14 protein-coding genes are annotated in these 14934 nt (G+C 46.8%); 6 read left to right on the top strand and 8 right to left on the bottom strand.

Features of this window, described 5'->3' with window-relative positions; genetic code table 11:
- Position 1: 1 nt before the first annotated feature.
- Together ppnN and IL_RS04365 are read right to left on the bottom strand one after the other, a co-directional pair.
- Positions 2 to 1357 carry a nucleotide 5'-monophosphate nucleosidase PpnN gene (ppnN, locus tag IL_RS04370; protein WP_011234109.1) on the bottom strand — a complete coding sequence of 452 codons (1356 nt, stop codon included), beginning with the start codon at positions 1355 to 1357 and terminating at the stop codon, positions 2 to 4.
- 74 nt (positions 1358 to 1431) lie between these two features.
- Positions 1432 to 2955, bottom strand: coding sequence for a GGDEF domain-containing protein (locus IL_RS04365; RefSeq protein ID WP_011234108.1), 1524 nt, complete (start codon positions 2953 to 2955; stop codon positions 1432 to 1434).
- Positions 2956 to 3106: 151 nt separating this feature from the next.
- Here IL_RS04365 and IL_RS04360 point away from each other — a divergent pair, with 151 nt between their 5' ends.
- On the top strand, positions 3107 to 4912 hold the full coding sequence (locus tag IL_RS04360) for a M61 family metallopeptidase (protein WP_011234107.1): 1806 nt from the start codon (positions 3107 to 3109) through the stop codon (positions 4910 to 4912).
- Between the two features lie 6 nt (positions 4913 to 4918).
- Here the strand turns inward: IL_RS04360 and queF are convergent, their stop codons facing one another.
- A complete protein-coding gene (gene queF / locus IL_RS04355; protein ID WP_011234106.1) occupies positions 4919 to 5743 on the bottom strand; it encodes an NADPH-dependent 7-cyano-7-deazaguanine reductase QueF in 825 nt (274 codons plus the stop codon).
- A gap of 59 nt (positions 5744 to 5802) precedes the next feature.
- On the opposite strand from queF, the gene syd reads away from it, so the two are divergent.
- Both syd and IL_RS04345 read left to right on the top strand, forming a co-directional pair.
- On the top strand, positions 5803 to 6354 hold the full coding sequence (gene syd / locus IL_RS04350) for a SecY-interacting protein (RefSeq protein WP_011234105.1): 552 nt from the start codon (positions 5803 to 5805) through the stop codon (positions 6352 to 6354).
- A gap of 97 nt (positions 6355 to 6451) precedes the next feature.
- On the top strand, positions 6452 to 7132 hold the full coding sequence (locus IL_RS04345) for a GNAT family N-acetyltransferase (protein ID WP_011234104.1): 681 nt from the start codon (positions 6452 to 6454) through the stop codon (positions 7130 to 7132).
- Between the two features lies 1 nt (position 7133).
- Here IL_RS04345 and IL_RS04340 read toward each other — a convergent pair whose 3' ends face one another.
- Positions 7134 to 7445: a DUF3301 domain-containing protein gene (locus IL_RS04340; RefSeq protein WP_011234103.1), complete on the bottom strand. Its 312-nt coding sequence runs from the start codon at positions 7443 to 7445 to the stop codon at positions 7134 to 7136.
- Positions 7445 to 8476, bottom strand: coding sequence for a DUF3549 family protein (locus IL_RS04335; protein ID WP_011234102.1), 1032 nt, complete (start codon positions 8474 to 8476; stop codon positions 7445 to 7447). Before IL_RS04335 ends, IL_RS04340 begins: the two co-directional genes overlap by 1 nt.
- Before the next feature lie 93 nt (positions 8477 to 8569).
- On the opposite strand from IL_RS04335, the gene IL_RS04330 reads away from it, so the two are divergent.
- Together IL_RS04330 and truC are read left to right on the top strand one after the other, a co-directional pair.
- Positions 8570 to 8914: a YqcC family protein gene (locus tag IL_RS04330; RefSeq protein ID WP_011234101.1), complete on the top strand. Its 345-nt coding sequence runs from the start codon at positions 8570 to 8572 to the stop codon at positions 8912 to 8914.
- A gap of 2 nt (positions 8915 to 8916) precedes the next feature.
- The gene (gene truC, locus IL_RS04325; protein WP_011234100.1) at positions 8917 to 9627 is read left to right on the top strand and encodes a tRNA pseudouridine(65) synthase TruC; all 711 of its coding nucleotides are present in this window, start codon (positions 8917 to 8919) and stop codon (positions 9625 to 9627) included.
- A gap of 3 nt (positions 9628 to 9630) precedes the next feature.
- Here truC and dapD read toward each other — a convergent pair whose 3' ends face one another.
- The 3 genes from dapD to map are packed head-to-tail and all read right to left on the bottom strand — an operon-like array spanning position 9631 to position 13913.
- Positions 9631 to 10455: a 2,3,4,5-tetrahydropyridine-2,6-dicarboxylate N-succinyltransferase gene (gene dapD / locus IL_RS04320; RefSeq protein ID WP_011234099.1), complete on the bottom strand. Its 825-nt coding sequence runs from the start codon at positions 10453 to 10455 to the stop codon at positions 9631 to 9633.
- Between the two features lie 9 nt (positions 10456 to 10464).
- Positions 10465 to 13104: a [protein-PII] uridylyltransferase gene (glnD, locus tag IL_RS04315; protein WP_011234098.1), complete on the bottom strand. Its 2640-nt coding sequence runs from the start codon at positions 13102 to 13104 to the stop codon at positions 10465 to 10467.
- Between the two features lie 20 nt (positions 13105 to 13124).
- Positions 13125 to 13913, bottom strand: a complete 789-nt coding sequence (gene map, locus IL_RS04310) for a type I methionyl aminopeptidase (protein ID WP_011234097.1) — start codon at positions 13911 to 13913, stop codon at positions 13125 to 13127.
- Positions 13914 to 14198: 285 nt separating this feature from the next.
- Here map and rpsB point away from each other — a divergent pair, with 285 nt between their 5' ends.
- The gene (gene rpsB, locus IL_RS04305; protein ID WP_011234096.1) at positions 14199 to 14927 is read left to right on the top strand and encodes a 30S ribosomal protein S2; all 729 of its coding nucleotides are present in this window, start codon (positions 14199 to 14201) and stop codon (positions 14925 to 14927) included.
- Positions 14928 to 14934: the final 7 nt, after the last annotated feature.

Genomic DNA, 14934 nt, shown 5'->3' with positions numbered 1-14934 from the left:
TTCAGTCAGTAACAACCTTATAACAAGGATGATACACCGAACCTGGTAATTTCATACGCCCTTGTTCGACGAATGCTCTTAACAATACGTCCAGTCGTTTCATTAACTCTTTTTCACCGTGAATGGTAAATACGCCTTTTTCTCTAATTTGGCGAATGCCACCATCTTTCACATTGCCGGCAACAATAGCTGAGAATGCGCGGCGTAAGTCCGCTGCTAACTCTTCTTTAGGCTGTTCCGGGTGCAGGTTCAGTGACGCCACATTTTCGTGAGTCGGGTAGAACGGGCGTTGGAAGTTTTCATCAATAAACAAGGTCCAGTTAAAGTAGTAAGCGTCACCAGAATCACGGCGGTATTGTTTTACGGCTGCCATGCCTGCGTGCATGTGCTGCGCAACACCTGATGGATCAGCAATAATAATACGGTAAAAGCCGCGAGCCTCTTCACCCAGAGTTTCGACAATAAAGGTATCCAGCGCATCAAAGTAATCTTTAGACGCTTCAGGGCCCGTCAATATAACTGGTAAGCTTTGTTGTTGGTTTTTCGGGTGCATCAGTATGCCAAGAAGATACAGCAGTTCTTCAGCCGTACCCGCGCCACCTGGGAAAATAACGATGCCGTGCGCACAGCGAACAAAAGCTTCCAGGCGTTTTTCAATATCGGGCAAAATAACCAGTTCGTTAACGATAGGATTAGGTGGCTCGGCAGCGATAATGCCAGGCTCAGTAAGGCCCAGGTAACGACCACCACTAATACGCTGTTTAGCATGACCAATGGTCGCGCCTTTCATAGGGCCTTTCATGGCACCCGGACCACACCCGGTACAGATATTTAAGCCACGCAAACCCAACTGATAACCCACTTCTTTAGTGTATTTATACTCAGCTTCGTTAATCGAGTGACCACCCCAGCAAACAACCATATCGGGCTCTTGCATGGCCTGAATAGTACGGGCGTTGCGTAAAATATCGAACACCACGTGGGTTAGGGTAGCGCTGTCGGCGTCTTTCAGTTCTTCTTCTGAGTAGCGCTCTCCGGTAAAGAGAATATCGCGCAATACGGATTCCAGTAACTCACGAATACCGACAATGAGTTCGCCATCAACAAAAGCTTCCGCCGGCGGTTCAATCAACTCAATTTTAATACCGCGCTCTTTGCGGATAATATTAACGGAGAAATCTTTATACTTATCGTAAATTTCAGCGCTGCTGTCGGTATTACTTCCGGCATTTAGGACCGCGAGACAGCAGTTGCGAAATAATTTATAAAGTTGGCTGTTTGAGGATTGCTTTAAACGTTCTATTTCCAGTTGTGACAAAAGAGACATAGTGCCTCTTGGAGAAATGCTTGCTCTCATTATTTTTCCATACTCCTGTAATAACGATGACTCGGCGTCATCCTTGTGCCGGCGGTGATCCTCAGCGTTGGTTTCTATTTTGCTGTGATGACTTTGTTGCGCCCGCTATTTTTTGCTTCATAGAGCGCCTTATCGGCTCTTTCAAAAACCGCCAGCGGTGTATCTTCATTGTATTTAAATTCGGCTATTCCCGCGGAAATAGTAATGCGTATATCGTCGGTTTTAAATTTAAACGGGATATTAGCCACTTTCTCCCGCGTATTCTCGATATGTTGATAGGCACTTTGTCCATCAGAACAGAATATGATAGCAAACTCTTCGCCACCATAGCGACAAACAAAAGCTGATTCTCGTAACGATTTGCTAAGAGTACCTGCGATAACTTGTAAGGTCTTGTCGCCGGCAATGTGGCCGAAGCTATCATTAATATTCTTAAAATGATCAACATCGATAATGGCTATACTCAGCGGGGTTTCATCGTTGACCCAACGCTGGAATTCCAGGTTTAAGCGCTCATCAAAAGCAGAGCGGTTAGGCAGCTTGGTCAGGTTGTCCTGTAAGCTGCGGAACTTTTGTTTAGCCAGCTCCTGCTTGTAATGTAAAACCTGCTCTTCGGTTTCACGGAGTTTCTGCTCCATGGCCTGTGTGTTGCTATGGAAACTTTGACGTTCTTCGTCATGCAACTTTAGGTGCTGATTTAAAGTTTCACCTAAACGGTGTAGCTGCAAACCTACCGATTCTTTTAAATCGTTCAGTTCATACGCGTCAGTGACACAAGCTTTTATCTCGGAGACGCCACTTTTTAGTTGTTGGTTCAGGTGCAGTCGCTGGTCGGCAAAGTCCGCAGAATGACTTATGGTTTTACCTAATACACTTTGAACAGACTCTAAAGAAGCATTTAATTGTTGCAGAAATAGTTGTGCTGAGCGGCGTTCATCGTTGATGTTGTTAAACACCAGCCGCATAACCTTCAAGGTTATAGCTAACAAGGTTTCGTTAGTTTGCGGCTTTTGTAAAGCTACTTTTACTTGCTGCAAGGTGTCAGCAGCATTTCCCAGAAATTCGACTTCGCTGAGTAAATCAAGCAATTGACTTTGATATTGAGCTACTTGGGTTTCTGTCTGAGTACCTTGCTGCTGGTAGGAAAGTGCCAGTAATTGGTTTACTAATGGCAAATAATGAGAAACCGTCATTGTTGGTTGCTCGAATTCATTTGCTATTTTTTGTAGCTGGCTTCTGCCACTGCTATCACGTGGCTTAATAGACTGTAATGCCAGTTGGATACTTTCGTTGGTTTCTTTCAGCAGCGTTTGCATACGAACGGTATGCTGAGAAATTACCTCACCCACTTGTTGCATCATGGGCTCTAGAACCGCAGCGGACGCATTTTGCTGCAGGTGACCGCGTAATTTATGCAGTAAACCGTCTAACTCACTATCAACACCATTTAATGCCAGACAAAGGTCGTTCACAAAGTTTGAGTAACGTTGCGAATCGCGCAGATAGTCGTCTTCTATCTGTTTACGCGACTGGATGCTCTGTCGTAGCTTCTTGCTAAGGTGCTGAACCTGCTCTTGCGGTGTTTCCGGTATTGCCAATGCTCACCTACCAAATGTTGAAGTCAATACGCATAATACGAAAAATAATCCCATAAAGTCTAACCTATCTGAATTTATTTTCTATTGGTGAATTGTGGTAGTCTTTGAACAAGTTAACTAACAAATAAAGCGAAACTAACGGAGATAAACTGTGCGCAAGAGCTTATTAGCTGTTGGTGTTATGTTGGCACCTTCCATTGTATTGGCAAATACCGATTATAAAATTGATTTAACGCAACCTGAGCACCACAAAGGCGAAGTGTCTATAACCTTCCCGGCCAGTGACGCTAAGTTTCTGGATGTAAAAATGCCAGCCTGGAGAACAGGTTATTATCGCATTTTGAATCTCGCTAATGGCGTCCGTGACTTTGATGCTCAGAGCAACGGGGAAGAACTTCGCTGGGAAAAGGTCGATAAGAGCACCTGGCGCGTTTACTTACCTGAAGACAGCGGTGAAGTAACCGTTGACTACGAAATTTACGCCAATCAACTTGGGCGTCGCAGTCGGCATATCGATGATACTCATGCTTATTTAGATGCATCCGCTGTCTTTATGTATGCCGACGCCTGGCGTAATGAGCCGGTGTCCGTTTCTCTGGATGTCCCGGGCGAGTGGAAGAGTTACTCCGGTATGGAGAGAGACGGGGCACACCAGTTCTCTGCCGCAAACTGGGACGTCTTAGTTGATTCGCCCATAGAAACGGGCATTAACAAACACTATGAATTCACTCAGGATGATCGCGATTATGAAGTCGTATTCTGGGGCGAGGGTAACTACGACGCTGAAAAAACGGTCGAAGACTTACAAAAGTTGGTGACTACCGGTGACTCGATTTGGAGCAGTTATCCATTTGAGCGTTATGTTTTCATGATCCACGCGACGACTGGCGCGGGTGGTGCGACTGAGCACAAAAACTCGACGATTATCCAGCGCCCCAGATACAGCTTTGCCAGTCGCGATGATTATCTGTCGTTTATGTCCACAGCGTCACACGAGTTTGTGCATACATGGAACGTGAAGGCTTATCGTCCGGACGGGCTGGTGCCATACGATTACCAAAAAGAAAACTACACAGATTTGTTCTGGATTGCGGAAGGTTCCACCAGCTACTTCCAGAATCACTTGCTATTACAGGCAGGGATTATGGAGCCGTCTGAATATTTTGAACGAGTGGCAACGGGTATCGACCGTTATAGAGCCAAACCGGGTCGGGAGGTGATGTCAGTAGCAGAAGCCTCGTTCGAAGCCTGGATTGATCAATACGGAGACCGGGCGCATAACGATTCCGTTAATATTTATTCGGAAGGTGCTCTGGTGTCCTGGATGCTGGACAGCGAGCTGTTAAAAGCAACCGATGGGAAAGTTAGCTACCGCGACGTGCATAACGCGTTGTATCAGCGCTTCGATGCCGACGAGCAGGGCTTCACTTCAGCCGACGTGCTAACTATTTTGAAAGATTTAACCGGTGAGTCCTGGCAGGACTGGTGGCAAGAAAATGTTGAAAGTCCGGTTGCAGACATTCCGTTTGAGAGCATGCTGAAGCAGGTGGGTTTAGAGCTGGTTTACGAGCAGGGCAAGAAAGAAGACGAGGATGAATCCGAAGCTGAGAAAGTTTGGGCTGGCTGGAGTGCCAGTGAAGCCAGCGGTGGTATGGAGTTGACCCGGGTTAGTAAGGGCAGTCCCGCCTGGGAAGCGGGCTTTACGCCGGGCGATGTCATTGTTGCTTACGACGGACACACCGTAGTTGATGGTCGCTTTAAAGAAGCTTTTGCTGAATATAAAGCGGGTGATTCAATTGAAGTGACATTCTTCCGTCGCGACCAGTTGCACAAGAAAACCTTAACGGTGCAACCAACCCCTGCAACCGATGCGAAAATTGAACCATTAGACGAGCCTACGGCTGAACAGAAAGCTCGTTTTCTGCAATGGTTACAAATTCCGCACCCTAACGCTTAAAATCCGTTATTGTCGGGCCATGCGTTGCATTTGCAGCGCTGGCTCGAAGTCGGAACGAAATGGATTTATGTCCAGACCGCCACGACGTGTGTAACGGGCATAAACCGTCAACTTTTTCATTCCTAGTGCTTTCAAGTCCTGATAAATGCGCTCGACGCATTGCTCGTGGAATTCGTTATGACGTCTGAATGAGACCAGATAAGCCAGCAGCGCAGCGCGATCCAACTTCGGCCCCTGATAATGAATGTAAACCGAACCCCAATCGGGTTGATTGGTTATCAGGCAGTTCGATTTTAACAGATGACTGTGCAGTGCTTCTTCTGTTTCATGTTGTTCTGTAGCAAGCAGTGATGGCTGATAGTCGTAATGCGAAATACTGATGTTCTGATCATCTATGCAATGACCCGGGAAAGTCGCCACAGATTCACCTTCCAGCTCGGATAACTGTTTCAGCTTGACTTTAACCGGCGTTCCAGCACAAGCGGAAAGATCGGTTTCCATCAGTTGTTGCACATACTCCCAAGTGTCAAAACGCGAGTCATTGAAGCTGTTTAAATAAAGCTTAAAGGATTTGGATTCGATCAGGTTAGGGCTTTCAGCTGGCACTGCAAAATACCCCACCGCAACCTGTGGGAGTCCGTTTGCATTTAACCAGGAGATTTCATAACCGGTCCATAAATCAACACCCGAAAAAGGAAGCTTATCTTTAAGCCCTATAGGTTCCCGATTCAGTGAGCGGGGGACTGGCTGCAGCTGCTTCGGGTCATATTCATTCGGATAGTCGGTGTGCTGACCCAGTGATAAATGGTCTAGTGCGTCCTTCTTTGGCATTTAAGTCGCTCCGTAAGTACAATGGCCGTATTGTAAATTTTCTGAGGTGTAAGTACCAGATGAAGACGTTAGAAGAATCAATAGATGCACTAATGACACGCTATAAGGAAAATGTTCCTGTGCGCTATACCGAGTATGTAGAAGAGTGGAATAGCCCAATTTACGGAACTGTGATTGATGAGAATACGGTTGAGTGGACGCCGTGCCGGCAACCCGAAGCGTTAAACTTTGATGATCTTGAGAGTGCTCTGGAAATGAGTTTCCATCAGAGTATTAAAACTTTGTTTGGCCGCTGGTATGCAGGAGACCTTGCGCTTGATTATCAGGGGCACACAATTAGTTTGCTACAGACGCAGAGTGCAGAAGACGGTGAACGTTTATTAGAGAATATTACTGGTCACATTTTAATGAAGCGTCGTTTGAAACAGCCTGAAACGGTCTTTATTGGTTTAGGTAGCGAGGATGACGGCTTGTTGGTAACCATAGATAACCAAAGTGGTGCGGTTGGACTCGAATGGGTAGGTAAGGAACAACACGACGTTCTGTCTGATTCATTGGCGGCCTGGCTTGATAATTGTCAGCCTCAAGTTGAGACTGATAAAAACTCTTGATGAGAGTCTTGCCTGAATGGCGGATAAATGACTCTCGACAGAATTCCGAAAAATGGTTAAGTTGGTGTTATGAAAAACTAACAATTGGCTATTCATTATGCAGGGTCTGACAGAAAAAACGGAAAACGAAATTGATGAAGCAGGTGAAAACAGCAATGAGCATGTTCAGGGCGAGCTGGTTTACCTTGTTGCTGAAGATCTGAAATTAGCGGCCTCGCTTTTGTTCCAGACGTATTACGATGATGAATTACTGCAAAAGATTTTCCGGTCAGACAAACCTGACTACGATAAGCGTTTACGGGCGGCTATCCGCGAAGACTTAAACGCTTTCTGGGAAAGCGGACAGCCTATTATTGGTATTAGAGATGGTGGCACACTACTAGGTGTCGCGTGTCTTACCCGTCCTGGTAAAAGCTTTGGTCCCGGACGTTTCTGGCATTGGCGAATAAGCATGTTATTAACGGCTGGTTTTTTGAGTACTAAGCAGGTACTTGAAAAGGAACGCTTAATTCAGGAAGCGATGCCTGATGTGCCTTACCATATGCTGGCATTTATTGCGGTAGCACCACAGTATCAGTCGCAGGGAGTGGGGCATTTACTTGTTGAAGCTGCCAAAGCGGTTTTTGAGGAAGACCCGGAATCACAAGGGATAGCCGTTTACGTGACTCGTTCGGATTATCAGGCTTTCTTTAAAAAGCGCGGCTATCGCATTCAAGCTCAGATAGAAGTGGAAAAGCTGCCAGGTGAAGTTCTGTTCTACCAACGGCAGCCTGATTAAATTATTGCGCGGGAATTCGAAACGGCGGTAGCTCAACACCTACCAAACGCTGGTTATGAAGGGTTAAGTCGCCTTCATAACGAGTTTCGCCGTCGCTACTAAAGCCCATTTTAAAAGTACTACGCCAGCCCGGCTGGCTGCCTTTAAAAGACCAGCGCGTGTCCTCGCGACGAATATCTAAAAACTGAAGCCCCTGCTGCTTACAGTAAAATACTGCATGTTTTTGTGCGCTTTCTGACTGTTGGCGGTGTTGCCAAAACACCCATATTGCGGTTGCCAGCGCCAGTAAAACAATGACATCGAGTAAATTCATCAGCTTCCCTGAGTCTGTTGTTTTAATCGGTTTAATGCTTCATTAACCGCCGCAGACTGTTTTTGTTGAGCAATAATAGATAACAGTAACGGACGTATGTCCGGCAGGGCAATAATATCCTGGAATAAGGCATCAAACAGTGAATTATCAAGCTCTGCTATGGCGTCTAAGTAGCGCAACAAATTTTGCTCTTCGCAAAGCACGGGCCATAAACGCGCAGCAATAACAACGAGCTGATCGGCATTGGCATGTGGAACCAGCTTGTTTACTGCCTTTTTTACCCGAGGATGAGCTGAAGCGGAGGCCAGCGCACGCAAACTGTCAGTGCATAGTTGAGCATTACTGCTCTCGAGGTTTTGCAGAAGAGCGTCTCTTACCGGTGGCGTCAGGCTTTGTTGCTCAAGCGCAACCGCCAACGGCTGGCGCACCGCACTCGGATAATGAGAGAAATGCGTTGCTATGGCTTTGCTCAGTTCCGGCAATTGCTCTAACCGGGCAGCGCAGTCATGTAACCCCTGCAAGCCCATTTGTTGCCAGTCTATGCCGCTTTCAGGCTGCTTTAAATACGCTTCCGCCGTTTCAAAATGTATAGACGGCGACAACTTTTGCTGGCGCTGAACCCGGGCATGCAAAGCCGCGCGCTGTTGCTCATTCGGCGTTAATAAATACGGGTTTTGTTGCAGCTGCTTTTGCTGCTCTTCGGTCATTTCTCCGGTTATTTCATGGCCCAATGCATTGACCACATACTCCAGGTATTGATTACGTGCGGCTATATTTAAAAGACCGCGCTCGTCCAACGGAAATTGCAAAAACCAAATAAAAGGCTGTTGGTCATGTTGTTTATGCTGGAACAGTATTGCCAATTGAGCTTGCCGCGCAATGGGGTAGGGGTACGGACGCTGTTGTTGCTCAATGGCTGCAAACTCTTCTTGAGACAGCTCCGTCAGGCATCTGCCAATATCAAAAATTTTGTATTCGGCTTGGCCGGCTTGCAAAAACTCACCCAAGGTGGTGATGGTCGGTGCTGACACAGGCGCTCCCTTTTTGCTTGAATTTTAAGGCGTATTAAATCACTATGGCGCCATTATATCGGTTTATACAATGATGTGGTAACGGAGTCTGATATGGAGCAGTATCAGAAAGCCGCTCGATTGCTGGATAGAATAGAGCGTGAACTGAACAGTCTTGGCTTATGGCAGTCTCACCACCCGCCGGTGCAGGCGTTAGAGAGTCAGCAGCCTTTTGCTGTCGACACGCTGGAGTTTCATCAGTGGTTGCAGTTTATTATGCTTCCCCGAATGTGGGCCTTAGTGGATAGCAAGCGCCCTTTGCCTGAGGGTATTGCCGTTAGCCCCATGGCTGCGCATATCTACCGCAGCGAGCTGGAACAATACGAACAACTTATTGCACTGATACGTGAATTTGATGTGTTGCTCAGCGGAACTGACCCCTTGCAGGAAGATGTTTAACGGTGAGTCAGTTAGAAGTTGTTTATCTGGATGAGCACCTTGCCGTTATTAATAAGCCCAGTGGCTTATTGGTTCATCGAAGCCGTATAGCCAGCGGTGCCCGCGAGTTTGCAATGCAGATGCTGCGGAATCAACTTGGCTGCCACGTTTACCCTGTTCATCGTTTAGATCGCCCTACATCCGGTTTGTTGATCTTTGGCTTAAACAGCGATGTCGCCCGTACTCTGACAGAGCAACTGACCGCGCGCGAAGTGAGCAAAACATACCACGCTGTGGTCCGAGGCTACGTACCAGAAAACGGTACTATCGATTACGCGCTGAAAGAAGAACTGGATAAGCTTGCTGATAAAGACGCGGATCCGGATAAAGATAAGCAGCCGGCGGTAACGCATTATCAATGTTTAAAGCAGATTGAACTGCCTTATAAAGTCAGTAAAAAACATGACACCACACGGTATTCACTGGTTCAGATGCAACCGGAAACGGGGCGCAAGCATCAATTACGTAGACACATGGCACACATTAGGCATCCCATTGTTGGTGATACAAACCATGGTGATGGACGGCATAATAACTTTTTTCGCGAGCACTTTAATTGCCACCGTTTACTGCTGGCAGCGACTGGACTTAGCTTTAAACATCCGGTCAGTGGCGAGTCCATCAATTTGGAAATACCACTGCCGGATGAGTTTCACCAGCCATTTCTTAAGTAAAAGTTATTCCGCGCTGCGTAGCAGGGCATTGATACCCACTTTGGCACGAGTTTTAGCATCAACCCGCTTAACAATGATGGCAGCGTAAAGGCTGTGCGTTCCGTTTGCAGAAGGCAATGAACCTGGTACAACAACGGAACCTGAAGGTACGCGACCATATAGAATGCGGTCATTTTCGCGGTCATAAATACGCGTGCTCTGGCCAATGTAAACGCCCATGGAAATCACCGCGCCTTCTTCAACAATAACGCCTTCAACAATTTCTGAGCGCGCACCAATGAAGCAGTTATCTTCAATAATAGTCGGATTAGCCTGCAATGGTTCTAAAACCCCACCGATACCAACCCCGCCGGATAAGTGAACATTTTTTCCAATTTGCGCACAAGAGCCCACGGTAGCCCAGGTATCCACCATAGTGCCTTCACCAACGTGTGCACCAATATTAACGTACGATGGCATTACGACAACGTTGCGGCCGATAAAGGCACCTTTACGAACCATCGCGGGTGGTACAACCCGCATGCCTTCGGCACGGAAACGGGCACTGTCATAGTCAGCAAATTTGGCCGGGACTTTGTCCCAGAAGCGGGTTTCTCCGCCTTCAATCAGGTCGTTGTCGTTTAAGCGAAATGACAACAGAACCGCTTTCTTAAGCCATTGATGAACAACCCATTCACCGGAAACTTTTTCTGCAACCCGTAACTCGCCGCGGTCAATCTCGTCGATAACGTAACGCACAGCTTCGCGTAGGTCGTCGTTTTCGGTTCGAGCATTGATTTGATCACGTTGTTCAAATGCATCAATGATGCGCTGTTTTATGTTTTCCATGATAAGAATTTAAAACTCCAGGTCTTTGATAATTTTTGCTTTCAATGTTTTTTTCTGTTTGTCGCTAAGGGCGGTTTGCTGCTCGGTAGTGACAATAAATAAATCTTCTGCCTGCTCGCCTATGGTGGTGATTTTTGCTGCCAGCAGGATAACGTTCTGTTGCTGCAAAATAGCGGCAAGTTTAGCAATAAGCCCCGGCCTGTCCAGTGTTACCAGTTCGAAGGTGGTACGGCCGTGGTGTTTACTGGGTATAAAGGTGACCTCAGTTGCCACCGAAAAGTTCTTCATGCGACGCGACAATGGCCGCTTAGTGCTGGGAACGGGTATCCGTTTATGCAGGACATCCAGCAATTGTTGTTTTACCTCCTCAATACGATGAGGTTCTGTTAACGGCTTGCCGTCCCGTTGCAGCACAACGAAAGTATCCATGACAAAGCCATCGCGGGTAGCCAGAATTTGTGCGTCCAGAATGTTGAGTTGCTGACTGTCCAGCACGCCCGCAACCGAGGCAAACAAATGCCCCTCTTCGTGGTGGTAGATAAACAACTCAGTTGTGCCGTAGTTGTTCTCATCCCCAATAAGAATGAGCGGCAACTGCTCGCTTGGCAGGTTCAGAATATGCTGTGAATGCCAACTGATTTGCTCTGCCGTATGGCGGAAGAAATAATCTGCGGTAAAACGCCCCCATAACGCCAGAATCTCAGCTTTTTCAAAGCCTGCGCTTAATAGTAATGCCATTGCACTGGCTTTATTTTCATTTATTTTTTGGCGAATATCCAGGGTAGGCTTATTGCTGTCCTGCTGCAGTAAGTACGAAGTGGCGTTATAAAGCTCTTCCAGTAAAGTTGCTTTCCAGTTGTTCCAAAGCGACTGGTTGGTTGCGCGAATATCTGCCACCGTAAGACAGTAAAGGTAGTCTAACCGCTCGGGCGTAGAAACTTGATTCGCAAAGTCCTGGATGACTTCGGGGTCATGGATATCCCGCTTTTGCGCGGTAACCGACATGGTTAAATGATGCCGCACCAGCCAGGCCACCAGCTCTGCGTCTTCTTCACTGTAACCGTGTTGATGGCAAAAATTACGCGCATCCATTTCGCCAAGCTCTGAATGATCGCCGCCGCGACCTTTAGCTATGTCATGGAAAATACCCGCCAGATACAGGCAATAGCGACGATCCATTTGTGCAACCAGCTTCTCGCATAGTGGAAACTGATCCTGATAATCTTCGTCGCTAAAGCGGTATAAGTTTCTCACTAAACGAAAGGTGTGTTCATCCACTGTGTAAGCGTGAAAAAGGTCAAATTGCATTTGCCCGACAATTTGTTGCCACTGCGACAGGTAGCTTGCCAGTACACTGTGGTGATGCATCAGTGCAAAGGACAAACCACAGCCTCTGGGATGCTGAATCAGCTGATTGAATAAGTCGCGGCATTCTGGGTCATGGCTTAACGGTTCGCTTAATTGGGCTCGGGCATTTCTGAGTAAACGTATGGTATTCGAGTGTATGCCCTGTATTTGCGGGTGTTCCGCAATGCAGACAAAAGCGCGGATAATATTGCAGTGATTATCAAATACATTGTCGTGGCGTGCTGTTAACAGTTTATTCGCAACCGCAAAGTCATCGCTAATATGTTCAGCGTGTTGTAAGTCCTGTGTTCCTAATATCGCCTGATGAAAAAACTGCAGAAGCATCTGGTTAAGCTCGCTGACGCGTAAGACCACTTTAAAGTAATCTTTCATCATGGTTTCAACGGATGCCTTACCGTCATTACCGTAGCCCAGACGAACAGCAACGCCTGGCTGAAAGTCAAAGAGTAAGCGGTCTTCGCGTTTACCTGCTTCCAGATGAAGGGCAAAGCGTATGCGCCATAGCCAGTTCATGCAGTCACGCAGTTCAACGAATTCATCGGCTGTCATATAACCGTACTCAACCAGGTTTTCATCTGAGTGAGTACGGAAATGACGTTTAGCAATCCAGCCTACGGTCTGAATATCACGTAGCCCTCCGGGGCTCGATTTAATATTCGGTTCCAGGTTATAAGATGTACTGTGGTATTGCTGGTGGCGCTGCTTTTGTTCATCCAGCTTGGCCTGATAGAAATCGCGGCTTGACCAGGGGAAGTCATTTAACAACTGTTGATGAAATTCATTGTAAAGCGATTCAGCTCCTGAGAGGTATCGGCTTTCAATAAGGTTTGTGGCTATCGTGATATCGTTTTCTGACTGAGCGAAGCAGTCTTCGATAGTACGTACCGAATGGCCGATATCCAGGTGCAGGTCCCATAAAAAGGTAACAAACTGTCCGAGTTTTTCAGACAACTTAGCTTCGGCTTCAGCATTTTCAGGGCCCACTAAAATGAGCAGGTCGATATCTGAACCCGGGTGCAGAGTCTCACGACCATAGCCACCCACAGCTAAAATACTTGCCGGCTCGTCTTCAAGCTGAAATTGCTGCCACAACTGGCTAATTAGCTGGTCAAAGAAGGTCGCACGGTGATGAACCAGCTCATCGATATCGGCGGTAACAAAACGTGCTGCAGACCAGTTTTGGTAACTTTCTAAAAGCGCTTTGTAGTCTTTTAGGCAAGGTTGCAGGGTTCGGTCAGGCCAGCGCCCGTGAAAGTCTTTATCTTCTTGAACGTTAGCCATAGGCTCCCCCTGCAAATGCGTTAGCTGTGCTCGATAACTCGCGCTAAGTCAGGCTCATCACTGCGCAGTGTCAGTACTTCAACACCGTTATCGGTAACTAATAATGTATGTTCCCACTGTGCACTTAAGCTGCGATCTTTAGTCAGTACGGTCCAGCCGTCTTTCATCAGTTTAGTGTGGCGCTTACCCACATTTACCATAGGTTCAATAGTGAAACACATACCGGCTTTTAGCTCTTCGCCAGTACCTGCCTCACCGTAATGCAGAATTTGTGGGTCTTCATGGAATACAGAGCCAATACCGTGACCGCAGTACTCTCTAACAATAGAATAGCCATGGCCTTCGGCGTGTTTCTGAATAACTTCAGCAAAGTCACCCAGCTTGATACCTGGCTTGACCATTTCTATGGCTTTATAAAGCGACTCCTGAGTTACCTTAATTAACCGCTCGGCCATTATTGAAGGTTTACCCACAACAAACATTTTCGAAGTGTCGCCATGGTAACCATCCAGTTTAACGGTAACGTCAATATTCATGATATCGCCGTCTTTCAGTTTTTTCGGGCCAGGAATACCATGACAGACACAATGGTTAACCGACGTACATATCGATTTAGGGAAACCGTGATAGTTTAATGGTGCTGGATAGGCGTTATGATCCGTGATGTACTTATGGCAGATATCATCCAGTTCTTCCGTGGTTACGCCGGGTTTGATGTGCTCACCAATCATTTCAAGCACACTGGCAGCGAGCTTGCCTGCGGCGCGCATTTTTTCGATTTCTTCGGGTGTCTTAATTGAGATGGTCATTCTCTTCCTGTCCATGACTGCTGGAAAAGCCGACAGTTTAACAGTGACTGATAAAATTCGCTATCTTTGAGGTGGGTCAAAGCAGAAGTTAGCGAAGGTTTTTTGTTGTGCAGGGCTCGGCTTTATGGTATAAAACGCACGCTTTTTTGGCCTTATGCCAACAAAGTACACTTGTATGTAAATTATAATCCACACATACATCGACACATAAGGCGGGGTGCTTGTCTAAGAACAGGTCGGCTTATGGGATGTATGGAGGCTTAACCCCCTAAAAAGGAAAATATTATGGCTAACGTGTCAATGCGTGACATGCTGAAAGCGGGTGTCCACTTCGGTCACCAAACTCGTTTCTGGAACCCAAAAATGAAACCTTACATTTTTGGTGCTCGTAACAAAATTCATATCATTAACCTCGAAAAAACTGTGCCTATGTTCAACGACGCGTTGAGCTATATGCAGCACGTTGCTTCTAACAAAGGCAAAATCCTGTTTGTTGGTACTAAGCGCGCAGCAGCTGAAGCGGTTAAAGAAGCAGCCATTAACTGTGGTCAGTACTATGTAAACCACCGTTGGTTAGGCGGCATGTTGACTAACTGGAAAACAGTTCGTCAATCAATCAAGCGTCTAAAAGACCTTGAAACAATGAGCCAGGACGGTACTTTCGAGAAACTGACCAAGAAAGAAGCTTTGGTTAATACTCGTGAAATGGAAAAGCTGGAAAAAGGCTTAGGCGGTATCAAAAACATGGGCGGCTTACCAGACGTTCTGTTTGTTATCGACGCAGATCACGAACACATCTCTATTAAAGAAGCAAATAACCTGGGCATTCCAGTTGTTTCTGTTGTGGATACAAACTCTAACCCTGACGGTGTGGACTACATTGTTCCAGGTAACGATGACGCAATCCGTGCGGTTCAATTATACTTGAACACTGCAGCTGAAGCGGTAAAAGAAGCACGTACAGCGCAAGTTGAAGCGAAAGACTCAGACGATTTCGTCGAAGCAACTGAATAATCGAGGA

Origin of the sequence: Idiomarina loihiensis L2TR (genome assembly GCF_000008465.1) — a bacterium.
Taxonomy (GTDB): domain Bacteria; phylum Pseudomonadota; class Gammaproteobacteria; order Enterobacterales; family Alteromonadaceae; genus Idiomarina; species Idiomarina loihiensis.
Note: the sequence above shows the minus strand (reverse complement) of the source record. Positions and strands in the feature narration are given on the sequence as shown.

Excerpts from the sequence above, each read along its gene's own strand:
- ppnN (WP_011234109.1), bottom strand. The coding sequence starts at position 1,357 with ATGAGAGCAAGCATTTCTCCAAGAGGCACTATGTCTCTTTTGTCACAA.
- queF (WP_011234106.1), bottom strand. The coding sequence starts at position 5,743 with ATGCCAAAGAAGGACGCACTAGACCATTTATCACTGGGTCAGCACACC.
- syd (WP_011234105.1), top strand. The coding sequence starts at position 5,803 with ATGAAGACGTTAGAAGAATCAATAGATGCACTAATGACACGCTATAAG.
- IL_RS04345 (WP_011234104.1), top strand. The coding sequence starts at position 6,452 with ATGCAGGGTCTGACAGAAAAAACGGAAAACGAAATTGATGAAGCAGGT.
- IL_RS04340 (WP_011234103.1), bottom strand. The coding sequence starts at position 7,445 with ATGAATTTACTCGATGTCATTGTTTTACTGGCGCTGGCAACCGCAATA.
- IL_RS04330 (WP_011234101.1), top strand. The coding sequence starts at position 8,570 with ATGGAGCAGTATCAGAAAGCCGCTCGATTGCTGGATAGAATAGAGCGT.
- dapD (WP_011234099.1), bottom strand. The coding sequence starts at position 10,455 with ATGGAAAACATAAAACAGCGCATCATTGATGCATTTGAACAACGTGAT.
- glnD (WP_011234098.1), bottom strand. The coding sequence starts at position 13,104 with ATGGCTAACGTTCAAGAAGATAAAGACTTTCACGGGCGCTGGCCTGAC.
- map (WP_011234097.1), bottom strand. The coding sequence starts at position 13,913 with ATGACCATCTCAATTAAGACACCCGAAGAAATCGAAAAAATGCGCGCC.
- rpsB (WP_011234096.1), top strand. The coding sequence starts at position 14,199 with ATGGCTAACGTGTCAATGCGTGACATGCTGAAAGCGGGTGTCCACTTC.